The sequence below is a fragment of the Xanthomonas sp. 4461 genome, from assembly GCF_024806475.1.
GTDB lineage: Bacteria > Pseudomonadota > Gammaproteobacteria > Xanthomonadales > Xanthomonadaceae > Xanthomonas > Xanthomonas arboricola_F.
The window spans coordinates 168,868-191,393 of sequence record NZ_JANTYV010000004.1; the positions used below are offsets into that span (position 1 = coordinate 168,868).

21 protein-coding genes are annotated in these 22,526 nt (G+C 63.5%); 13 read left to right on the top strand and 8 right to left on the bottom strand.

Features of this window, described 5'->3' with window-relative positions; translation table 11 throughout:
* Window positions 1-85 precede the first annotated feature (85 nt).
* The 4 genes from FHY19_RS15580 (at window position 86) to FHY19_RS15595 (ending at window position 4,676) form a co-directional block, all read left to right on the top strand.
* Window positions 86-1,552 carry an aldehyde dehydrogenase family protein gene (locus tag FHY19_RS15580; RefSeq protein ID WP_259167100.1) on the top strand — a complete coding sequence of 489 codons (1,467 nt, stop codon included), beginning with the start codon at window positions 86-88 and terminating at the stop codon, window positions 1,550-1,552.
* Between the two features lie 199 nt (window positions 1,553-1,751).
* The gene (locus FHY19_RS15585) at window positions 1,752-2,483 is read left to right on the top strand and encodes an SDR family NAD(P)-dependent oxidoreductase (protein ID WP_259167101.1); all 732 of its coding nucleotides are present in this window, start codon (window positions 1,752-1,754) and stop codon (window positions 2,481-2,483) included.
* A gap of 114 nt (window positions 2,484-2,597) precedes the next feature.
* Window positions 2,598-3,527, top strand: a complete 930-nt coding sequence (locus FHY19_RS15590; protein WP_259167102.1) for an amidohydrolase family protein — start codon at window positions 2,598-2,600, stop codon at window positions 3,525-3,527.
* 102 nt (window positions 3,528-3,629) lie between these two features.
* Complete coding sequence (locus FHY19_RS15595) at window positions 3,630-4,676, top strand: LLM class flavin-dependent oxidoreductase (protein WP_259167103.1); 1,047 nt, start codon at window positions 3,630-3,632, stop codon at window positions 4,674-4,676.
* Here the strand turns inward: FHY19_RS15595 and FHY19_RS15600 are convergent.
* A complete protein-coding gene (locus FHY19_RS15600) occupies window positions 4,661-5,620 on the bottom strand; it encodes a LysR family transcriptional regulator (protein ID WP_259167104.1) in 960 nt (319 codons plus the stop codon). The genes FHY19_RS15595 and FHY19_RS15600 overlap by 16 nt on opposite strands.
* Window positions 5,621-5,698: 78 nt before the next feature.
* Here FHY19_RS15600 and FHY19_RS15605 point away from each other — a divergent pair, with 78 nt between their 5' ends.
* The 4 genes from FHY19_RS15605 (at window position 5,699) to FHY19_RS15620 (ending at window position 9,780) form a co-directional block, all read left to right on the top strand.
* Entirely contained in the window at window positions 5,699-6,337 is a 639-nt protein-coding gene (locus tag FHY19_RS15605) for a DsbA family protein (protein ID WP_259167106.1), read from the top strand.
* Window positions 6,338-6,372: 35 nt separating this feature from the next.
* Window positions 6,373-7,272, top strand: coding sequence for an MBL fold metallo-hydrolase (locus FHY19_RS15610; RefSeq protein ID WP_259167109.1), 900 nt, complete (start codon window positions 6,373-6,375; stop codon window positions 7,270-7,272).
* Between the two features lie 4 nt (window positions 7,273-7,276).
* Window positions 7,277-7,687 (top strand): nuclear transport factor 2 family protein, encoded by a 411-nt coding sequence (locus FHY19_RS15615; RefSeq protein ID WP_259157335.1) that lies wholly within the window; start codon window positions 7,277-7,279, stop codon window positions 7,685-7,687.
* Window positions 7,688-8,220: 533 nt separating this feature from the next.
* Window positions 8,221-9,780, top strand: a complete 1,560-nt coding sequence (locus FHY19_RS15620; protein ID WP_259167111.1) for a beta-xylosidase — start codon at window positions 8,221-8,223, stop codon at window positions 9,778-9,780.
* A gap of 113 nt (window positions 9,781-9,893) precedes the next feature.
* Here FHY19_RS15620 and FHY19_RS15625 read toward each other — a convergent pair whose 3' ends face one another.
* On the bottom strand, window positions 9,894-10,166 hold the full coding sequence (locus tag FHY19_RS15625) for a metal/formaldehyde-sensitive transcriptional repressor (RefSeq protein ID WP_259167112.1): 273 nt from the start codon (window positions 10,164-10,166) through the stop codon (window positions 9,894-9,896).
* Window positions 10,167-10,231: 65 nt separating this feature from the next.
* Here FHY19_RS15625 and dmeF point away from each other — a divergent pair, with 65 nt between their 5' ends.
* On the top strand, window positions 10,232-11,239 hold the full coding sequence (gene dmeF / locus FHY19_RS15630; protein ID WP_259167113.1) for a CDF family Co(II)/Ni(II) efflux transporter DmeF: 1,008 nt from the start codon (window positions 10,232-10,234) through the stop codon (window positions 11,237-11,239).
* 78 nt (window positions 11,240-11,317) lie between these two features.
* Here dmeF and FHY19_RS15635 read toward each other — a convergent pair whose 3' ends face one another.
* A complete protein-coding gene (locus FHY19_RS15635; RefSeq protein ID WP_259167114.1) occupies window positions 11,318-12,145 on the bottom strand; it encodes a ferredoxin--NADP reductase in 828 nt (275 codons plus the stop codon).
* A 35-nt stretch (window positions 12,146-12,180) separates the two neighbouring features.
* Between FHY19_RS15635 and FHY19_RS15640 the strand changes: the two genes are divergently transcribed.
* The 4 genes from FHY19_RS15640 to FHY19_RS15655 all read left to right on the top strand — a co-directional run bounded on the left by FHY19_RS15640 (window position 12,181) and on the right by FHY19_RS15655 (window position 16,451).
* A complete protein-coding gene (locus FHY19_RS15640; protein WP_259167116.1) occupies window positions 12,181-13,176 on the top strand; it encodes an ABC transporter ATP-binding protein in 996 nt (331 codons plus the stop codon).
* Window positions 13,173-13,985, top strand: a complete 813-nt coding sequence (locus FHY19_RS15645; RefSeq protein ID WP_259157341.1) for an ABC transporter permease — start codon at window positions 13,173-13,175, stop codon at window positions 13,983-13,985. The genes FHY19_RS15640 and FHY19_RS15645 overlap by 4 nt, the downstream gene beginning before the upstream one ends.
* A 200-nt stretch (window positions 13,986-14,185) precedes the next feature.
* Entirely contained in the window at window positions 14,186-15,124 is a 939-nt protein-coding gene (gene panE, locus FHY19_RS15650) for a 2-dehydropantoate 2-reductase (RefSeq protein WP_259167118.1), read from the top strand.
* Window positions 15,125-15,935: 811 nt separating this feature from the next.
* Window positions 15,936-16,451 carry a hypothetical protein gene (locus FHY19_RS15655; RefSeq protein ID WP_043889539.1) on the top strand — a complete coding sequence of 172 codons (516 nt, stop codon included), beginning with the start codon at window positions 15,936-15,938 and terminating at the stop codon, window positions 16,449-16,451.
* A gap of 6 nt (window positions 16,452-16,457) precedes the next feature.
* Here FHY19_RS15655 and FHY19_RS15660 read toward each other — a convergent pair whose 3' ends face one another.
* From FHY19_RS15660 to FHY19_RS15680, 5 genes are all read right to left on the bottom strand, one after another.
* Complete coding sequence (locus FHY19_RS15660; RefSeq protein ID WP_259167119.1) at window positions 16,458-16,865, bottom strand: acyl-CoA thioesterase; 408 nt, start codon at window positions 16,863-16,865, stop codon at window positions 16,458-16,460.
* 382 nt (window positions 16,866-17,247) lie between these two features.
* Window positions 17,248-17,574, bottom strand: coding sequence for a thioredoxin family protein (locus FHY19_RS15665; RefSeq protein ID WP_259167121.1), 327 nt, complete (start codon window positions 17,572-17,574; stop codon window positions 17,248-17,250).
* On the bottom strand, window positions 17,546-18,031 hold the full coding sequence (locus tag FHY19_RS15670; RefSeq protein ID WP_259167123.1) for a flavodoxin: 486 nt from the start codon (window positions 18,029-18,031) through the stop codon (window positions 17,546-17,548). Before FHY19_RS15670 ends, FHY19_RS15665 begins: the two co-directional genes overlap by 29 nt.
* Window positions 18,032-18,120: 89 nt before the next feature.
* Window positions 18,121-19,164, bottom strand: a complete 1,044-nt coding sequence (locus FHY19_RS15675) for a ribonucleotide-diphosphate reductase subunit beta (protein ID WP_039521116.1) — start codon at window positions 19,162-19,164, stop codon at window positions 18,121-18,123.
* Window positions 19,165-19,356: 192 nt separating this feature from the next.
* Window positions 19,357-21,855 (bottom strand): ribonucleoside-diphosphate reductase subunit alpha, encoded by a 2,499-nt coding sequence (locus FHY19_RS15680; RefSeq protein ID WP_259157346.1) that lies wholly within the window; start codon window positions 21,853-21,855, stop codon window positions 19,357-19,359.
* Between the last annotated feature and the right edge of the window lie 671 nt (window positions 21,856-22,526).

Sequence of the window (22,526 nt, forward strand, 5' to 3'; positions counted from 1 at the left end):
AAACCAACGCGCTGCGGCAGACCCGTGGCGCGATGGATCTCGACGTCCGCAATCAAGCATCTGACCAACCCAATAAAGGTGTGAAATGAGCACGATTCAAGATCATGGCTACTTTTCCGGTGGCCAATGGAAACAGTCGTCCGGCACCACCAGCTTCGATGTGTTCGAGCCTTACAGCGGCAAACTGATGTCCCATGTTGCCAACTGTGGCGCGGAGGAAGCCAATACCGCCATCGAAGCGGCTCAGCAGGCGTTTCCGGCCTGGGCAGCGATGCCGCCTGCGAAGAAGGCTGCGTTGTTTCTGAAGGCCGCCGCCATCTATCGCCAACGCTCGGAAGAAATCGCCGATATCCTGTCGCGCGAAACGGGCAGCACCATTTCCTTTGCGCGCTTCCAGCAAAGCCTGGTCGTCCAGAACCTGGAAGCGGCGGCGGGCTGGATCTACAACCCCAAGGGCGAGACCTTTCCAAGCGATGTCACCGGCCGCCTGTCCTTCAGCATTCGCCGCCCGCTCGGCGTAATCGCCTGCTTCACGCCCTGGAACGGGGCCAATATCCTGTCGTGGCGTGCAGCGCTTGGGCCGCTCGCTGCCGGCAATACGGTCATTATCAAACCGTCGGAATTTGCGCCGGTTTCGGCAGGGTTGATGGTTGCGCGCATTACCGAAGAAGCCGGCTTTCCGGCCGGTGTCATCAACGTCGTGCCGCATGCGCCTGGCGGCGCCGGCGCGATCTCCGATGCGGTGTTCGCATCGGCACATGTGCGTGGCATCAACCTGATCGGCGGCGTACAGACTGCGCGGATACTGGCCGAGCGTGCCGGGCGCACGCTCAAGCGTACCGTGCTGGAATTGGGCGGCTACAACCCGCTGATCGTGCTGGACGATGTGGATGTCGATTTCGCGGTGCGCACTGCGACGTTCGGAGCATTCTTCCATCAAGGACAGATCTGCATGAACACGCGCAAGATCATCATTGCACGCAAGCTGCATGATGAATTCCTTGAAAAGTTCGTCCAGCGCGCCCGCGAGCTCCCCATGGGCGACCCGTCCAATCCTGCCACCCTGATCGGGCCACTGATCAACAAGGCCGCGATCGAAAAAGTCCATAAAGGTGTGCAGGAAGCCGTCGCGATGGGCGCGCGGATAGAGACAGGCGGGACGTTCGAAGGCCAGGTCTATCAACCGACCATCCTGACCAATGTTCCCTATGAGGCGACGATCTCCAATGAAGAGACCTTTGGTCCGGTGGTCATCGTCGAACCCGTTGATAGCGTCGAAGACGCTGTCAGGGTCGCAAACCGTACCGCGTATGGCCTGGTTGCCTCGATCCTGAGTGGCGACACCTACCGTGGCCTGGAGCTGGCGCCGCGGATCCAGGCCGGCGTGGTCAACGTCAATACCGCAACCGTCAACGACGAGGCGCATGTGCCGATGGGTGGCGTGCGCGACAGCGGCTGGGGTCGCACCGGGCCGGATTGCATGAACGATTTCACCGATACGATCTGGATCAACGCCCGGCACAGCAAGAACGAAGAGCAATACCCGTTCTGAGCGAAGCGCGACCGGCAGAGCGTCGCACGCGGCGTCAGGTCGCGGACATGTGGCGCCCACCGCCAGCGCGGTGCGTGCCGCACCGCGCACTGAGCAGGTGTTGTGTTGGCCGCCCCTCGGGCGGAAGGCACAGCACCACCGCGTCGCTTGCGTTGCGTACCTAATTGACTTTCAAGGAACCGACATGACACCGATGAAATTGAGCCACGATGGCCGCGTTGCCGTCGTGACAGGCGCCGCCCGCGGGATTGGTCAGGCCATTGCAGTCAAGCTCGCCGCGCATGGTGCCCGGCTGGTGTTGCTGGACATCGAGCAAGCACACGATACCGCCGGCATGCTCGCCGGCGACAGCCTGATCGTTACCGGCGATGTCACCAGCGCTGCGGATTGGGAGCGGATCGATCAGCAGGTACAGCAACGCTTCGGCCGCACCGACATCGTGGTGAACAATGCCGGCATCGGCAGCCCGAAGCTGATCGACGAGCTTGACTGGGAGCAATGGAAGAAGACCTTCTCCATCAATCTCGACGCGCACTTTCTGAGCGCCAAACAGTTCGTGCCTCAGATGCGCAAGAACAACTGGGGCCGTTTCGTCAACATATCGTCCAACTCCATCGGACTGGCCATCCCGGGCATGAGCCACTACATGGCCTCGAAGATGGGAGTCATCGGGTTCGTGCGGGGATTGGCCAACGATGTTGCCGATTTCGGTATCACCGTCAATGCGGTGCTCCCCTCCATCACCAATACGCGCCTGACCCGGGAGATGCCCGAGCAGGAGAAACGCCAGACCTGGCAGCACCAGGCGATCAAGCGTTTTGCCGAGCCTGAGGATATCGCCGGCTCGGTCTGTTTTCTGACCAGCGACGATGCAGCGTTCATTACTGGCCAGGCGCTTCCGGTGGACGGCGGGCAGTACAAGATTTCCTGAGCAGCCCACCCTTCTCGCCACCGATCAGGTGACGACCCTTCGGATGCTCGACGCCAGGCCGCGCCGATTCATCCAGCGCTGCGCGTCGCGGCGTATGCCAATCAGGGAGCCATCATGTCATTCAACAAGATCGACACGCACCAGCACTTCTTCCCCAAGGTCTATGTCGACGCGGTCGGCATGGACGTGCTTGCAGCGCAGATGCCGAACAAGCGTGCACCAGAATGGTCGCCCGACAAGGCGATCGCGATGATGGACGCTGCTGGCATCGCCGAAGGCATCCTGTCGGTTTCCTCGGTCCCGATGACCGATCGCCAGGGGACGATCGCACGCGGCTGCAATGACGCTGCGGCCGATCTACGCCAGAAGTATCCAGGCCGTTTTGGCGCGTTTGCCAGCCTGCCCTTGCCCGACATGGACGCCAGCCTTGCGGAAGCCGCCTATGCCCTGGATACGCTCAAGGCCGACGGTTTCATCGTGTTCACAAGTTACGAGGGAGCCTACCTTGGGGACGAGCGGTTCACGCCGCTGTGGGACGAACTCGACCGCCGTGGCGTGGTGGTGCTGATTCATCCCAACGAGCCGTCCTACAGCTTGCCCCGCGTTGCACCGGCGTCCGTGCTGGAATTTCCGTTCGAAACCACGCGGACCGCGACAAGCCTGATCATCGCCGGGGTCCTGTCGCGCTTTCCCGGGATCCGTTTCATCCTGTCGCACGCAGGCGGTGCGTTGCCGTTCCTGTTCCCGCGTATCGCGCTCAGCCTGCAGATGATGCCGGGCGTCATCGACCGGATCGGCGACCCGGCCAAGGCATTTCGGGCGTTCTATTACGACACCGCACTGGCGGCGGGCGCGGCGACGTTTGCCGCCCTGGCCCAGGTGGCAGATCCTGGGCGCATCGTCTTCGGGACCGATTTCCCGATGGCACCGGACTTCGGACTCGACACGTTCAGCGCGGCGCTGGAGGCCATGGACGTCACCGGGCTGTCGCGTCCGGCGATCTACCGCCAGAACGCCGCTCGCCTGCTTGGAAGAACGCCGTGATGCTTGCTGGTCACCTGCCGCCGGACGCGCTGTGACCTGGCAGGTGGGGGTGTGCGCACTGCGTTGCAAATTGGCTGTACAACTCGACCAAGAGGATTTTCGATGGAAATCGGAATCGACAGTTTTGCCGCGACCATCCCCAACCCTGCGACAGGACAGATGGTATCGCCCACCGAGCGGATGGCTGCCCTGCTTGCAGAGGTGGAAACTGCCGATCGCGCCGGGCTCGACGTCTTCGGTATCGGCGAACATCACCGTCAGGAGTTTCTGGATTCCGCGCCCACGGTCATTCTTGCGGCGGCGGCGGCACGCACGCAACGCATCCGGCTCGCCAGTGCCGTCACGGTGCTCAGTGCAGCCGATCCGGTGCGGGTTTTCCAGGAGTTCGCAACGATCGATCTGATCGCCAAGGGGCGCGCAGAGATCGTCGTGGGGCGCGGCTCCTTCGGCGAAGCCTATCCCTTGTTCGGCTTTGCAATGGAAGACTACGACGCGCTGTTCGCCGAGAAGCTCGACCTGTTGTTGAAACTGCGCGCCGACACCCACCTCACCTGGCGCGGACGCTTTCGACCACCGCTCAATGGCCAGGGCATCTTCCCGCGACCGCACCAGGCAACGATGCCGATCTGGCTCGGCGTTGGCGGCACGCCGCAATCGTTCGTTCGCGCGGGCAGCCTGGGTTTGCCACTGATGGTAGCGATCATCGGTGGCAGCTTCGAGCGCTTTCGTCCGCTCGTCGATCTGTACCGGGAGGCAGGCCGCAACGCGGGGCATGCACCCGATGTCCTCAAGGTTGGCATCCACGCCATGGGTTTTGTGGGCGACACCGACACCGATGCGCGAGATGCGTTTTTCCCGGGTTGGGCACACATGTTTACCGAGATAGGCCGCGAGCGGGGCTGGTCGACCGCCACACGCGCTCAGTTCGACGAGATGTGCGGCCCTGGCGGTGCCTTTCTCATCGGCGACCCGCATACGGTGCGCGAGAAGATTCTTGCTGCAAACGCAGCGCTCGGCGGTATTGCGCGCCTTACCTTCCAGATGAGCTCGGCCATGCTGCAGACCGAGGCCATGCAACGTTCAATCGTGTTGCTGGGCACCGAGGTGGCGCCTGCCATCAAGGCCATCCTTGCTCAACCGCGGATATAGCCTTGCGTGGCTTGTCGCAAGGCTTCTCGCTCGATGAGCAAATCCACAAATGCACGCACCTTGGACGGGCGATACCGTGCAGCAGGAAATACCGCATGGATGCCTCCGGACGGCAGGCACCAATGCGGAAGCACCTCAATCAGACGCCCTGCGGCGAGGTCGTTGGCAACCACATAGTCTGGAAGCACGGACAGCCCGGCACCCTGACACACCGCTTCGCGCACAGCCATCGTGGCATCGAGAAAAATGGATGCCTGCACGTGCACCACCTGGGTGTGCTGCTGGTCCGAGGAGAAGGTCCATCGCAAATGATCATGCAACGCAGTGTTGGCGACGAAGGGTAACGCGATGATGTCGGCCGGGCTCTGGAGCGTTGCAAGCTCTGCTGCCATGGATGAGGAAGCGACAAGCAGCTGGCGGAAGGTACCGATTTTTCGAGCTTGTTCACTTGTTTCGGCCAGCCATCCGACACGGATGGCAACCTCGATGTTCCTGGACATCAAATCCAGCGTCTGGTCGCTGAGCATGGCATCTACCTTGCAGGTGGGGTAGCGCTTAGTGAATGCAGCGATCGCAGGCACAACCACTCCCACGCCATAGTCGAACGGTGCGGTAAGCCGCAACACGCCCGATGGCTCGGCAGATCGATCGGCCAAGCCGTCAAATGCATGCTCCGCCTCGCGCAGGATCACCGCACAGCGCTCGTAGAACTCCTGCCCCACATCGGTGGCTTGCACCTTACGCGTGGTACGCACCAGTAGAGAGGTCCGAAACTCGCGTTCCAGTCGGGCGACCTGTTGGCTCACTACCGCCTTGGTGATGCCCAGGCGCTCGGCCGCCGCGGTGAACGACCCGGTTTCCACCACGGCGACGAAGTAGGCCAGGCGACGAAGATTGCCAAGGTCGCCTGGCCTGTCCCCCGCTTGATTGGATGCTTTCAACATACGATGTATTTATCACGTATGTATTTATCGATCAATTATGGGTCTCTAGGATGTGTCTGACAGTCACAAGGAATGCCCATGAACACCACCTTGCACTATCTGTTCGACCCGTTGTGCGGCTGGTGCTATGGCGCAGCGGCGACCGTTTCCTCACTGGCCGCCGAGCCCGGCATCGCGATCAAGCTTCGGCCTTCCGGTTTGTTCGCCGGCATGGGTGCGCGGGCGATGGACGATCACTTCGCCGGCTTTGCCTGGGCTAACGATCAACGCATTGAACATCTGACCGGGCAGCGCTTCACCGAACGTTATCGCCAGGAGGTTCTCGGCGATCGCCAGCAGCGCTTCGATAGTGGTGCAGCTACATTGGCGCTGACTGCTGTGTCCCTGGTAGCACCGGCACAGCAACTGAAGACGCTGACGGCCATTCAGCAGGCTCGCTACGTGGACGGGAAAGACGTGACCACCACTGCCGGGCTGGTCAGGCTTCTGGAAGAGCTGCACCTTGCGGACGCCGCCACGCGGCTGGCGCAGGCAGATGCACAGCTTCTGGCCGCGAATCGAACGCGCATCGAAGGTGCGCAAGCGCTGATGCGTGAGTTCGGCGCCCAAGGCGTACCGACGTTCATCGCTGAATCCGGCGGGAAGCGATGGCTGATAGACGCACATGCCGCCTACACCGATCCAAGTGCATTCAAACGTCAACTTCAGGCCGCTTGAAGACAACGCTTCATCTCTCCTAAAAGGAACGGATCATGACCACACGCAGAGAAGTCATTAAAACCATTGCCGTGGCAGGTATCGCCTCAGCTGCCCCTTCCGTCAACAGCGCCATGGCCGCACAGGCGCCCTTAAAGCTGCAGCACTTTCCCGCGGGTGAGAATGGGTTTTTCCGTGCCCCGGTCCTGATCTCCGGCAAGCGCGACGCCGTGCTGGTCGATGGCGGCTTCACGCTACCCGATGGCAAGGCGCTGGTTGATGCAATCAAGGCCGGTGGCAAGACACTGACCACGATTTACGTCAGCCAAAGCGACCCTGACTATTACTTCAGCCTGGGCCCGATCAAGGCTGCGTTTCCCGATGCGCGCATCATCGCGGCATCTGCCACCGTCGCGGCCATCAAGAGCAGCGTCGAGAAGAAGCTTGCGACCTGGGGGCCCCAGCTCAAGGACAACGGGCCGCAGACGCTTGCAGACATCGTGATGCCGGACGCATTCGACGGCAACGCGCTCTCGCTGGAAGGCCAGTCCATCGCCATCGTGGATGCAGACGGCCTGGCCAATCGCCGTTACCTCGCGCTCAAATCGCTGGACGCGATCTTCGGTGGCGTGCTGGTGTTCTCTGGGGTGCATGTATGGACAGCCGACACACCGAGTGCCCAGGGCCGCCAGGCCTGGATCAAGACACTCGATGCAATGGCGGCCCGCAAACCGGCGGTGGTGATTCCTGGACATATGGCACCGGGCGCAGCGACCGACGCCTCGGCGATCCGCTACACGCGCGATTACCTGCTGGCATTCGAGGAAGAGCTGGGCAAGGCATCCGATAGTTCCGCGCTCATCGAGGCCATGACCAGGCGCTATCCGGGAGCCGGCATGGGCACGGCACTGCAGATTGGTGCCAAGGTCGCCAAGGGTGAGATGAAGTGGGGTTGATCCGATGAAGACCAATCTGGACATCATCCGAGCAACCTATGAGGGTTCTTCGGAAGACAACGGCAAGCACCTGTCTGCCGCGTTAGCGCCTGACGCCACCTGGACAGAGGCGGCCGGCTTCCCATACGCAGGGACCTACACCGGTCCGGCAGAAGTCTTCGAGCATGTCTTTCATCGGCTCGCGACCGAGTGGGTGGGCTACAAGGCCGAGGTCCACACTTACTTGGCCGACGGGGACTATGTCGCAGCGTTTGGTACATATTCCGGCACCTACGCCAAGACCGGAAAGTTCATGCGCGCCACCTTCGCGCATCTGTATCGGCTCAAGGACGGCAAGATCCTGAGCATGGAGCAGTATGTCGATAGCCTGATGGTTCACCAAGCGATCGCAGGAGTCGAAGAACAGCAGGGCTAGCACACCCTCTGCGGATGTGTTGATGCAGGCAGTGGTCTTGACGATGTGTCGCATCGTCAAGACCACATTGGAAACACCACGGCCGCACGCAGCTGGGCCCGACTCAACCAGATCACCCTGGGCAAGCGATGCCCGCCAGGGATCGCGCTGGTGTCTCGCCTGGACGCTGACCGCTGACTGCTGTGGCGGAAATCGATCAGCTGCGTCAGGACTGCGGCAGTGATTGCGACCAGGTGCGGCCCCGCTGCCAAGCACTCGTTCCTGCGAAGAGCGCCAGACCGCGCTGCCCTCACGCACAGTCGCGCCACGCTGCCACCGCTACCGCCGCTGCTTGCCTCATGCAACCGATGCGACCGCGAACGAACGCGACTGCGCGCCTGCTGGCGCACGCGGACTCCAGCTGGCAGCGATGGTTAGCCCACGCATTCCGTTATTCTTGAGTTCCGGCGGCGACCGCCCGCAGAACGCCTGCGCGCAGTCCTTGCGCACGCACGTAGCGCATGGGTCGTTGCATACACACATCAGGAGAGACGATGCGGTTACGCACCTTGCTTGCGATGACACTGGCCTGTAGCACTGGATTGCCGGCACTGGCGCACGCCGCCGCAGCGCGCGACGTTCAGGTGGATCTTTCCACCGCCGGCGCACCGGTGGATCGTTTCGCCACGCTGTCGGTAGGCTCGGATTTTCCGGGCACGCTGATCCGCGCCGATACGCAGGCGCACCTGGTGCCTGCCGTGCAGGAATTGGGATTTCGCTATCTCCGCTTCCACGATGTCTTCCACGATGCGCTTGGCACCGTCAAGCAAGTGGACGGCAAACTGGTCTACGACTGGACCAAGCTGGATCAGCTCTACGACGCATTGCTGGCCAAGCGCATCCGCCCGTTTGTCGAGCTGGGCTTTACCCCAGCTGCGATGAAGACCTCCGAGCAAACGCTGTTCTACTGGAAGGGCAATACCTCGCATCCGGATCCGGCCAAATGGACCCAGTTGATCGATGCGTATGTGCGGCATATCCGCGACCGCTACGGTGCCGATGAAGTGCGGCAGTGGTATTTCGAGGTGTGGAACGAGCCGAATCTGAAGGATTTCTGGGAAAACGCCGATCAGCAGGCCTATTTCGATCTGTATGCCAACACCGCACGCACGATCAAGGCGATCGACCCGCAGCTGCGCGTTGGCGGCCCATCCACGGCCGGTGCGGACTGGGTGCCGGAACTGCTGACTTTCGTTGCCAGGAACAAGTTGCCCATCGACTTCGTCACCACGCATACCTACGGCGTGGACGGCGGCTTTCTCGATGAAGACGGCAAGCAGGACGTCAAACTGTCCGCATCGCCGGATGCCATCGTCGGCGATGTGCGCCGCGTGCACGCGCAGATCCAGGCCTCGCCATTTCCGGATCTGCCACTGTATTTCACCGAGTGGAGCAGCAGCTACACGCCGCGCGATTATGTCCACGACAGCTATGTCAATGCGCCTTATATCCTGACCAAGCTCAAGCAGGTGCAAGGCCTGGTGCAGGGCATGAGTTACTGGACCTATACCGATCTGTTCGAAGAACCCGGCCCGCCACCGACGCCGTTCCACGGCGGGTTCGGGCTGATGAATCGAGAAGGCATTCGCAAGCCGGCATGGTTTGCCTACAAGTATTTGAACGCGCTGCAGGGCCGCGAGATTCCGCTGGCCGATGCGCATGCGCTGGCGGCGGTGGATGGCAAGCGCATCGCCGCGCTGGTGTGGGACTGGCAGCAGCCGGTGCAGGCGGTGAGCAATACCCCGTTCTATACCAAGCTGGTCGCTGCCACCGATAGCGTACCATTGCATCTGCGCATGACCCAGGTGCCTGCCGGCAACTACACCCTGCAGGTGCGCAAGACCGGCTACCGCCGCAACGACCCGCTGTCGCTCTACATCGACATGGGCCTGCCCAAGGCGTTGAACCAGAAACAGTTGAGCCAACTGCAGCAGGCAACGCGCGACACGCCCGAACAGGACAAACGCATCCGTGTCGGCGCCGATGGCGTGGTGGAGGTCAGCGTGCCGATGCGTAGCAACGATGTCGTGCTGGTGACCTTGCAACCGCGCTGAGCGATGCGCAATCGAGGCTGCAGCCACGCCATCGCTGTGGCTGTGGCTGGCAGCGCAGCGATGGACGCTGGTGCGCAGGCAATCGGTGGCGCGCCATCACGCCAGCGGCGAGGTCACTTCAGATAGGTCTTGAGGATGGCGGCGACATCGTCGACCGCCAGCTCCCTGTCGCCCAGCACGTCCGGCGCGGCCACGTGATGCCGCAGGTGCTCGCTGAGCAGCTCGACCATCAGCCCTTGCGCCGCACCACGGAAAGCGGCGACCTGGGTCAACAGCGCGGTGCAGTCCACGTCTTGCGCCAAGGCTTTCTCCAGCCCTTCCACCTGGCCGCGGATCCTGCGCACGCGCGCCAGCAGCCTGGATTTGTCGTGGTTCAGATGTGACATTGCGCTATACCCCATGGGGGTATCTCAGATACCCTGTGGGGGTATCGTAGCCAGAGCTCCCACCAATGTCGACCACGCACACCGCGCCCCACTGCGCGCAGTCGCACCGCTTTGCCGGCACCAACCCGTTGGCGGAGCGCAGCACCCGCAAGGCGGTGATCCTGACCGTGGCCATGATGGTGGTGGAAATCGTCGGCGGCTGGACGCTCAACTCCATGGCCCTGCTCGCCGATGGCTGGCATATGAGCTCGCACGCGCTTGCGCTGGGACTGGCGTTGTTCGCCTACCGTTTCGCGCGGCGCCATGCCGGCGACGTGCGCTTTACCTTCGGCACCTGGAAGGTCGAGGTGCTGGGGGGCTATACCAGCGCGATGCTGCTGCTGGGCGTCGCCGGCCTGATGGCGTTCCAGTCGGTGGAACGGCTGTTTTCGCCCAAGCCCATTCACTATCAGGAAGCGACGGTCATCGCGGTCGTCGGCCTGCTGGTGAATCTGATCTGTGCGTGGTGGTTGCGCGACTCGCATGGGCATCATCACGGTCACGACCACGACCACGACCACGACCACGACCATGGTCATGGTCATGGTCATGGTCATGGTGAGCATGATCATGCCCACCGCCACGGTCACGCCGATCTCAATCTGCGCGCGGCGTATCTGCACGTGGTGGCCGATGCCGCCACCTCGGTGCTGGCGATCGTGGCCTTGGTCGCGGGCATGCATTGGGGCGTGACGTGGCTGGATCCGATCATGGGCATCGTCGGTGCGGTACTGGTCACCGCGTGGGCGTGGGGGCTGCTGCGCAGCACCGGCGGCGTGCTGCTGGATGCGGAGATGGACGCGCCGGTAGTGGCGGAAGTAAGGCAGGTCATCGCCGAACTCCCACATGCGATCGACATCGCCGACCTGCATGTCTGGCGGGTCGGAAGCGACCGCTACGCCTGCATCGTCAGCCTAGTGACTGCTGCGGACATCGACGCCGATACGGTGCGCAACGCCTTGCAGATCCACGAAGAACTGGTGCACATCACCGTCGAGCTGCAGCGCCCTGCGCTGCATGCAGCGCAGGCATAGCGCCGCGTATGCGCAACCGCATGCACTTTGCATGCGGTGCAGTTGCCGAGGGTACCGCTGCGCCGAAGACCTGGGTGCTCAGGTTTTCGGCGGCGTCGGGCTGACGTATTTCTCGCGACGGATCTGCGCATTCGTCAGGCCGGCAGCCTTCAGCGCCTCGACGCAGGTATCTACCATGTCCGGGTTACCGCACAGGTAGGCGATATCGGTCTGCGCATCGGGCGCGAATTCGGGCAGATGCTGCTGCACATAGCCATGCCGGACATCGGCATGCGGCGCGGCAGGCAGCTCGCGCGACAAGCACGGCACGTAGCGGAACTGCAGGTGCGCGTCGGCAAACGCGCGGAAGTCGTCGCCGTACAACAGCTCGGCCGGCGTGCGTGCGCCCTGCAGCAGCAGCACCTGCACGCCGCGGGTGGCGATCGCCTCGGCCAGCAGCGGCAACATCGAGCGGTACGGGGTAACGCCGGTGCCGGTGGCGATCAGCACATAACGTTGGTTGGCATCGCCCGGTGGCAGGCAGAAACGCCCGTAGGGGCCGCTTGCCTGCACCTGGTCGCCAATCTGCAGGCCTTCGAACAGCGCGGTGGCCGAGCCGCCGGGCACGAAACTCACCGCGATATCCACCGCCTCGCCCGGTCCGAACGCGTGATCGTGGATGGTCGCCAGCGAATAGCTGCGCTTGGTCGGGGTGCCATCGGCGCCGTTGAAGTGGATCTGGATGAACTGCCCGGGCTGGAAATCCAGCGGCTGCCCGTCGTCACGCACGAACTGGCAGTGGGCCACGGTGGGCGCAATCATGCGCCGGTCGACAAGCTTGAGGGGGAATTGAACGGGCACGAACGTATTTGGGACAGTCTGTGATCGGGGCGAACCCCCACGGGCTTCTATAATAACGGGCTGCAACTCGCTGCGCCGGCACCCCGGCGCGAAGGACCATCTTGAATTCACCCTCTCCCAGTGCGCCCGCCCTGCGCGTGTGCGATCTGCGCAAGACCTACGACAACGGCACCCAGGCGCTCAAGGGCGTCTCGCTGGATGTGGCGCCGGGCGACTTCTTCGCCCTGCTCGGCCCCAATGGCGCGGGCAAATCCACCCTGATCGGCATCATCAGCTCGCTGGTGAACCTGTCCGGCGGGCAGGTGGAGGTGTTCGGCACCGATCTGGTCGCCCATCGCAGCGATGCGATGCGACTGATCGGCCTGGTGCCGCAGGAGGTCAACTTCAACCTGTTCGAAAAACCCTTCGACATCCTGGTGAACTACGCCGGTTTCTACGGCATGCCGCGTGCGGAAGCCGAGCGCCTGGCCGAAGCGGAGCTGCGCCGGGCGCATCTGTGGGAAAAGGCCCAGGTGATGAGCCGCACGCTGTCCGGCGGCATGAAGCGGCGGTTGATGATCGCCCGCGCCATGATGACCCAGCCGCGCCTGCTGATCCTGGACGAACCCACCGCCGGCGTGGATATCGAGATCCGCCGCGACATGTGGCGCGTGCTCAAGGAGATCAACGCGTCGGGCACCACCATCATCCTGACCACGCATTACCTGGAAGAAGCCGAGCACCTGTGCCGCAACCTGGCCATCATCAACCACGGCCAGATCGTCACCCAGGGGCCGATGCGCGAACTGCTGGCCAAGCTCGACGTGGAAGGCTTCCTGTTCGATATCGACGGTGAGCTGCCGGCGCAGTTGCCGGCGATCGAAGGCACCACGCTCACCGCCATCGACGGCCACACGCTGGATCTGGACATGCCGCGCGCGATGGACCTCAACCGCGTGTTCGCCGCGCTGGGCGATGCCGGCATCCGGGTGCGCTCGATGCGCACCAAGAGCAATCGCCTGGAAGAGTTGTTCGTCCGCCTGACCGGGCCCGGCGAGGGCCTCGCCACCCCGGCCCCTGCTGCAGCGGCGCCTGTGCGCCCGGCAGGTCACTCATGAGCCCTTCGGAGCCGTCGATGTCCGTCACGCCCGCCACATCCCGCCAACGCAACTGGATTGCGCTGGGCACCATCGTGCGCCGCGAAGTGCAGCGCATCCTGCGCATCTGGGGCCAGACCCTGGTACCGCCGGCCATCACCATGACGCTGTACTTTTTGATCTTCGGCGGGCTGATCGGCTCGCGCGTGGGCGACATGGGCGGCTACTCGTACATGCAGTTCATCGTGCCGGGCCTGGTGATGATGAGCGTGATCCAGAACAGCTACGGCAACATCTCCTCCAGTTTCTTCGGCGCCAAGTTCGGCAGGCATGTGGAAGAGCTGCTGGTCAGCCCGATGCCCAACTGGGTGATCCTGTGGGGCTACGTGTCCGGCGCGGTGCTGCGCGGGGTGATGGTGGGCGCGTTGGTGCTGATCATCGCGATGTTCTTCACCCCGGTTCGCATCCCGCATCCGCTGGTCACCCTGACCACCGTGCTGCTGGGCGCGACCATCTTTTCGCTGGCCGGCTTCGTCAACGCGGTGTACGCCAAGAAGTTCGACGACGTGGCGATCGTGCCGACCTTCATCCTGACTCCGCTGACCTACCTGGGCGGCGTGTTCTATTCGGTGAAATTGCTGCCGCCGTGGGCCGAAGCGGCCACCCATGCCAACCCGATCTTCTACATGGTCAACGCGTTCCGCTACGGCCTGCTCGGCAGCTCGGACGTGCCGATCTGGGTGGCCTATGCGCTGATGCTGGGCTTTGTCGCGGTGCTCAGCGCGCTGGCGCTGTGGTTGCTGCGCCGTGGCGTGGGTTTGCGGAGCTGAGCGTGCAGTTCAGCGACGACATCTTGGAAGTTAGACCAAGGATGCGGCTGGCCGTTATCTCGGCTATGGGTTGAAGTGCTTCCCGTAAAAACAAAAGGCTCCGGCGATTCCGCCAGAGCCTGATGCGACCGAGAATTCCCGATCCGGCTGAAATAATAGTTGACGTCTGCGCGTTCGAATTAAGTTGAAAGGAATTTTTCATGCGTATCTTGATCTTGGGTGCCGGCGGTACCGGCGGCTATTTCGGCGGACGTCTGGCGCAGGCAGGTGTCGATGTCACCTTCCTGGTGCGCGATGCGCGGGCGGCGCAGCTGCAGGCCGATGGCGTGCGCATCCGCAGCCCGCTCGGCGATGCCGATCTGCCGGTGGCAACCGTCACCGCGCAGGATCTGCCGGCGCTGGTTGCGCAGCGTCCGTTCGATCTGGTGATCCTCAGCTGCAAGGCCTACGACCTGGACAGCGCGCTCGAGGCGATTGCACCGGCGGTCGGCGAGCACACGACGGTGCTGCCGATCCTCAATGGACTGCGCCATTACGCGGCGCTGGACGAACGCTTCGGTGCGGCGCGGGTGTTGGGCGGGCTGTGCTTCATCAGCGCGACCAAGGGCGCGCACGGCGAGATCCTGCACCTGGGCAAGCCGGCGGCGATCACTTTCGGCGAGCGCGATGGCAATGCCGCATCGGCGCGCGTGCAGGCGATTGCTGCGCTGTGCGCGCAGGCAGGCATCGATCATGTGGCCAGCGCGCAGATCGCGCAGGAACAATGGATCAAGTACAGCTTCCTCACCGCGCTGGCGGCGGCCACCTGCCTGATGCGTGCGCCGGTCGGGGCGATCGTGGCCACCGACGACGGGCGTGCGCTGATCAACGGCCTGTACAACGAATGCCTGTGGGCCGCCGACGCAGCCGGCCAGTCGATTCCGGAAGCCGCGCGCGCCAAGGCGTTGCAGACGCTGTTGCAGGTCGACTCGCCATTGAAGGCCTCGATGCTGCGCGACCTGGAAGCCGGCCAGGAAGTGGAAGCGGCGCAGATCGTCGGCGACATGCTAAGGCGTGTACGCGAAACCGGACGCAACGCGCCACTGCTGATGGCGGCGAATGTGCATCTGCAGGCGTATCAGGTGTTGCGGCAGAGCTGACGGGTATGGCGGGCGACGTTGCGCGTGTTGCGCATGCATTGCCCCCATCCGCCCTTCGGGCACCTTCCCCCGCAGGCGGGAGAAGGAAGTGGTAGTAGCTACCGCTGCGTGACCGGAGGAGCGACCCAGGTGCTCCTGCGCCGCTTGGCACCAACAAATCCCTGCTCCCGCTGGCGCAGCTCCCTTCTCCCGCCAGCGGGAGAAGGTGGCGCAAAGTGCCGGATGAGGGCGCGTCCGCTCGCCGCAGCCGTCACGCCGCCACAGCGACCTCCTCGCAACCCACCGCCTGCTCCCCGCAGATCCCGTCCCTTCTCCCGCCGGCGGGAGAAGGTGGCGCAAGGCGCCGGATGAGGGCGCGTCCGCTCGCCGCAGCCGTCACGCCGCCACAGCGACCTCTTCGCAACCCCACCGCCTGCTCCCCGCAGATCCCCTCCCTTCTCCCGCCGGCGGGAGAAGGTGGCGCAAAGCGCCGGATGAGGGCGCGTCCGCTCGCCGCAGCCGTCACGCCACCGCAGCGACCTCCTCGCAACCCCACCGCCTGCTCCCCGCAGATCCCTTCCCTTCTCCCGCCAGCGGGAGAAGGTGGCGCAAAGCGCCGGATGAGGGCGCGTCCGCTCGCCGCAGCCGTCACGCCGCCACAGCGACCTCCTCGCAACCCCACTGCCTGCTCCCCGCAGATTCCGTCCCTTCTCCCGCCGACGGGAGAAGGTGGCGCAAGGCGCCGGATGAGGGCGGGCTGGTTGGCGTAGCCTTCGCGCTGCCACGACGCCACGCACACGATGCTCTGCAACCCTCCATCGCCGTCGTCATCATGAAGCTGCTCAGCCACCTGTTCCGTGCCGGTCATTTCGTGATCCTGGCGTTCTTTGTGCTGTGCGCGGCGGGGCTGGTGGCGATGGCCGGGCTGGAGCTGTGGCATGGCTTTACGCCGGGCGGCGACATGGTGGTGCGCGACCGCTTCAACGTGGTGCTGGAAGCCATCGGCCTGCTCACCGTGGCGCTGGTGACGCTGGAGCTGGGCCAGACCATCTTTGAAGAAGAGATCCTGCGCGACGTCAAAGTCAGCGGCCCTACGCGCGTGCGGCGTTACCTGTCGCGGTTCTTCGTGGTGATCGTGATCGCGCTGGCGATCGAGACGCTGGTGTCGATCTTCGAGCTGATGCACGACGACCCGGCCAAGCTGCCGTACGCGGCTGCCGTGGGTCTGTGCGCGGCGCTGTTGCTGATCGCCTGGGGCGTATTCGTCAAACTCAATCGCAGCGCCGAAGAGCTGGAGCCAGAAGCGATGGAAGAAACCAAGCGCGAGGATCGCGAGGTCGAGGAATAAGCGCCGTCAGCTGCTGACGGCTGGCAGCGGCGGCACCGTGGTTGGCTTGCCGTCGTCACCCAGCGCGATCATCACGAAGTTGCCGCGCGTGCACAGCTCGCGCGAGCCGCTGAGCAGGTCTTCGGCGATCAGTTCCACTTCCACCTTGATCGAGCTGCGCCCCACCGACACCACCCGGGCGATGGTCTCCACCATCTGGCCCTGGCGGATCGGCAATTTGAAGTCCACCTGGTCCGAGCGCGCGGTCACCACGGTGCGGCGCGCATAGCGCGACGCGGCCAGAAACGCCGCCTTGTCCATCCACGCCAACGCCTGGCCACCGAACAAGGTGCCCATATGATTGGTGTGGTTGGGGAACACGATCTCGGCCATGCGCGCTTCGATCGGTGGCTGGGTCTGCAAGCTGTCTGACATGAGCTGTTTCCAGGGAAGGGGGGCGCTGCGCGCCAGGGCGATTGCAGCAGCCTGGCACCGACAGGATAGGCGGTCAGCCGCAGCGGCGTACGCCGGAACGTAGCGCAGTGGTGATTGGCAGCCATCTTGCCGACGCGGGCGCTGCACTGCGCTTGAGCGCGGCTGGCGTGGGCGGGTCGGCCGGTGGCCGGCATTCGGCGTGGCTGTCGTGTACCGCAGCGCGCACGATGGGGTTTATCGGGACGGCGGTCGCGGCCGGGGCCGCTCCTACGCGAGCATCAGTTTGCGTCGCGCTCGCTCGCTTAGGCGGCGGCATGCAGCCACCTTTCCGATGCGATGGCGTGCAACCGCAAGCGCGCAGGCGGCTGCGCGCCACGGTGGCTCAGAGACTGGTCTTGACCGCGGTTTCCACCTGCGCCGGCGACTGGAAACCGGGCAGGCGCGCCACTTCGTTGCCGTCGCGGTACAACGCCAGGGTCGGGGTCTGACGCAGGCCCAGGTCGCGGAAGAATTCCTCGCCCACCACCTCCAGCTTGACCTTCAACAAGGCCACACCTTCGGCGGCATCGCTGTTGGCGAACTTGTCCAGCGACATGTCGAGCATGCGGCAGCCGGGGCAATTGTCCTTGTAGAAATCCACCAGTGCGCGCGGGTGCGCGGCCAGGATCTGGGTGTAGTGCTCAGGCGACGTGACGGTAATGGTCTGCATCATGGGGATCGTGTGTGCATTGGGACAGGACCTCGTCGGTCCAGGCGGCGATGGCCTGCGCGTCGCGCTGGCCGTGGGGCATCTGTTCGATGGTCAAACGCGGAAACGGGCTGGCGAAGAACTGTGCGATGCGATGCACCGCACCGCAAAAATAGTCCTCGCCCCACTGGGTTTCGCCTGTGCCGAACACGGCTACCTGCGGTGGCTTGCCCAGCGTTTCAACCAACTCGACGATAAAACGTTTCATCTCCGACGGCGTGCGCCCGCCGTTGTCGGTCCAGCTGCCAAACAGGAACAGGTCGTACTGTCCCGGCGAATGCGGCACCTGTTCCAGCCGCTGCACATCGGTCTCCAGCCAGGTCACCGTGTGCCCGGCCGCCTCACAGTGCAGCGCGACACTGCGCGCCACATCACGCGTGTTGCCGCTCAACGATGCCAGGGCCAGCAGGATGTTCATGGGGCGGGGAATTGGGAATGGAGAATGGGGAATCGGAAGAGCGCAGTGTTGTCTGCTTTTGCCATTCCCGATTCCCTATTCCCTATTACTCACAGATCGTCGAAGCCGTTATCCGAATTGGTCTTCTTGTAGCTGGCATTGCGCATTTCGAAGAAGTCGGTCTTGGTTTCGGTGAAGTTGTCGGCGTAGGCCTTGATCCACGGCATCACGTTGTCGTTGGCGCCTTCGTACAGCTTCTCGATGCCGAGCATGCCGGCCATCTTGTTGGCGCGGTACTTCACGTAGCGGATCATCTCGTCCACGTCGATGCCGTCGATGCCGTCCAGCACTTCGGCGGTCCACACCGTTTCCAGGTCGATCGCGTGCTCGAAGGCCTTGTGCACGTAATCGGTGAGCTGATCGCCCTGCAATGCCTGGTTCTCGCCGATGATGGCGCGAATCAGCTCGCTGATGAACTTGGAGTGGGCCAGCTCGTCGCGGTTGATGAAGCTGATGATCTTGCCGGTGCCGGTCATGCGGTTCTGGCGGACCAGATTGTAGAAATACGCAAAGCCGGAATAGAAGTTGATGCCTTCCAGGATCGAGGACTGGATCAGCGCGCGGATCAGCGTTTCGGCCGTCTTGTCGCGCATGAAGTCTTCGTAGGCGCCCATGATCGGCGCATTGCGCTTGATGATGGTCGGATGCGTGCGCGCGATCTCGAACACGCGGTTCTGGTCGGCCAGGCCGGTGATCGAGGCCAGCACGTAGCTGTAGCTCTCGTTATGGATCACTTCCTGCTGGCCGATGATCGCAGCATTGGCATGCGCGGCCGGGTCGGTGATGTATTCGGCAACGTTGTAGATGAAGCGCGTCTGCGGCGAATCCAGCGTGGCCAGCAGGCCGATGATCGAATCGTAGGCATTCTTTTCGCGCGCCGACAGCTCGTTGTACTGGCGCGCGTCGCCCTTCATGTCCACCTCGTCGGGGATCCAGAAGTTGGTCGACAGCTCCTTGTACGCCCGATAGAAGGACGGGTACGGAATATCGTTCCAGTTGAGGATGCCGGAGGTTTCGCCATTGATGATGGCGGTGGAGCGGTTGGGGTGACGCGGCTCCAGGATCTTGATGCGCTCAAGCGGTGTTGCGGACATGGGTCTCTACTCGTGTTTCAGGCGTCGCGCGTGTGCAGCAAGGACGACGGCAACAATCGTTCTGGAGGAAAGCCCCCTGAGTCAGGGGGCGCGCCGAAGGCGCGGGGTGTGGGAGCTGGTGAAGCAGGGTCCACGGTTCGCAACGCGAACCGTGGAAGCGAAGCGCGAATGCGCTTAGCTACTGAACGCGCTTTAGCTCGAACACCACTCGCACTCGCTGATATCGATATCGTTGGAGCGCACGTAGTACGTGGTCTTCAAGCCTTCGCGCCAGGCGGTCATGTGCAGGTCCAGCAGCGTGCTCGCACGGATGGTGCTGGGCACGTAGAAGTTGAAGCTGATCGACTGGTCGACGTGGCGCTGGCGACGCGCGTTCTGACGCACGCTGGCGAACTGGTCGACCTTGTAGGCACCCTTCTCGTAGTACGGCCAGGTTTCCAGCGACAGGCCCGGAGCGGCGACCGGACGACGGAAGTCCTTCTTTTCCTCGTAGTAGAACGCGCTGTAGATCGGGTCGATCGAGGCGGTGGAACCGGCGATCTGCGCGGTGCTCATGTTCGGCGCCACCGCCAGCATCCAGGCATTGCGCACGCCATTGACCGACACCTGCGCCGACAGCTCCAGCCACTGCGGGCTGTTGTAGTCGCGCGCACGGAAGTACTCGCCGTTATGCCAGTCGCTGCCGCGGAACACGCTGTAGGTGCCCTTTTCCTTGGCCAGCTCCATGCTCGCCTGGATGGTCAGGTAGTTGATGCGCTCGTACAGCTCGTCGCTGTAGTCCTCGGCTTCCTTGGCATTCCAATGGATGGCTTTCTGCGCGAGCAGATGGTGCCAACCGAAGGTGCCCAGGCCGATGGCGCGGTACTTCTGGTTGGTGATGGTGGCCTGCGGCACCGGCAACTGGTTCAGATCGATCACGTTGTCGAGCATGCGCACCTGGATCGGGATCAGACGCTCCAGCACATCGGCGCCCAGCAGATCGGCCTGGTCGTCCTGCGCGATGATCGCGCGGCCCAGGTTGATCGAGGACAGGTTGCACACGACGAAGTCGCCGGCCTTCTTGGTGGTGACGATCTGATTGCCGCTGATGATCTCCTGCATCATCCGCGTCGGGCTCATGTTCTGCAGGATCTCGGTGCACAGGTTGGACGAATAGACCATGCCCTCGTGCTTGTTCGGATTCTTGCGATTGACTTCATCGCGATAGAACATGAACGGATTGCCGGTTTCCAGCTGGCTGACCATGATCCGCTTGAAGATCTCGATCGCCTTGACCGTCTTGCGGGTGATGCGCTCGTCCGCAACCACTTCCTCGTACTTGCGACGGAAGCTGCTGTTGGCGTCGCCCTTCTTCTCATCAAAGAAGTCCTGCAGGTACCAGCCCTTGATCCGCTTCACTTCGTGCGGATCGAATAGATACCAGTCGCCGCGGCGCTCGACCGCTTCCATGAACAGGTCGGGGATGCATACCGAGGTGAACACGTCGTGCGCACGCAGACGCTGGTCGCCGTTGTTCAGGCGCAGATCCAGGAACGACTCGATGTCGCGGTGGAAGATGTCCAGATAGACCGCGATGGCGCCCTTGCGCTGGCCCAGCTGATCCACCGACACCGCGGTGTTGTTGAGCTGCTTGATCCACGGCACCACGCCGCCGGAGGAATTGGACACGCCGCGGATCGCCGAACCGGACGAACGCACATAGCCCAGGTACGCGCCCACGCCGCCGCCGTGCTTGGACACGCGCGCCACGTCGGTGTTGGAGTCGTAGATGCCCTGCAGGCTGTCGTCGACGGTGTCGATGAAGCAGCTCGACAGCTGGCCGCCGACCTTGCCGGCATTGGCCAGGGTCGGGGTGGCCACGGTCATGTACAGGTTGGACAGCGCCCAGTAGGCCTCGCCGACCAGCTGCATGCGGCGCTCGCGGCTGCCCTTGCCATTGCCGATCTCGTCCTGCATCAGGTACAGCGCGATGGTCAGCCAGCGCTCCTGCGGCAGCTCGAACACGCCGCGCGAGTTGTCGGTGGCCAGGTAGCGCGTGGCCAGCAGGTACAGGCCGTTGTAGGCGAACAACTTGTCGCGCTCGGGCTCGATCATCTTGCCGGCTTCGATCAGTTCGTCCTTGGAGTAGCGGCGCAGGATGTCGTTGGAATAGACATTGCGGTCGGCCAGGCTCTCCTGCAGGCCGACGAACGAGCCGTACTTCTGGCTGGCGTCGTAGAACCGGTTGCGGCTGGCGCGCTTGTACAAGCGGCGCAGGTACAGACGCGCGGCGAAGTGCTCCCACTCCGGGGTGGTCAGATCGACGCGGGCCTCGGCCTCGCGGATCAGATGGTCGACCAGGTCGTCGGCGTTGACGCTGTCCTTGCGCTCGACAAAGCCGAACACCGAGCGCTTGTAATCGGCCACGTCCAGCTGCGGGAACTCGGCATGGATCTGGTCGATCGCGCGATCCAGGCGCTCGGCCTCGAACGGAATCTTGCGGTTGCCGGCTTCCTTGGTGATCCAGGTGGCGACGGCTTGTTCTTCGATGGTCTGTGCGTGCATTGCAATGGCTTGGCGGGGGGGCGGCACGACGTCCGACGGGTCGGTCAACTCCGGCGCGCCACAACCGGGCGCGCTGACACTGGCGGGAACGCTGGGTGTGGCTAGGGTACCGGCGGCGATCGCGGCAAGGGTGTCGTTGGTGGTCATGCGTCCTCCATGCGTAGGCACACGAACCCGCTCGGGGACGGGCTGCGGCCGGATCCGGACTCCCTGGACAGCGATGGCGGTACGCGACGACCAGCACGCAAGACCCACGGTCTGCGGCGGCATCGCCTTACCAGCCATCTCCTTACCGGAGATTCCACGGCCGCCACCGCGCGGTGTGCTGTCGCGCAGTGGTCGGTGGCGAAACAACAGCGGCGCAACGAGACCACGCCGCCCGCTCCAGGCGACGCCCGGATGGCTGTGATCGTTCGTTGCTGCCGCCGCGGAGAGGCGTTTGATGGGCAACCTGCTGCAAATCAATGCTCTCACTGGTCCGGACGCCTTGGGCGACCAACCACCGACTCCCCCAAGATAGTGGGGTCCCCCGGAGGGGTCAACACCAAATGTAGGAAAATCCCGTAAACCCTTGCAGGACAAAGCACTGTCTGACGAACGGTCGGCGGAAGGCTGCGAACCCGTCCAAGTGGACTGCGCAGTCAAGCCCTAAACCGGCATTTTTGCCGACCAGTTGGGTCCGGTTGGGCTGGCGGCCGCACATACGCTGGCCGCCGGCGGTCACAGTTCTGCGCGCCCCTGCCGCTCAACAAAGGGAGCCACCCAGCCTCACACCGCGCGCCAGTCCATGCCATGCACCTGCTGGCCCGACTGCGCCG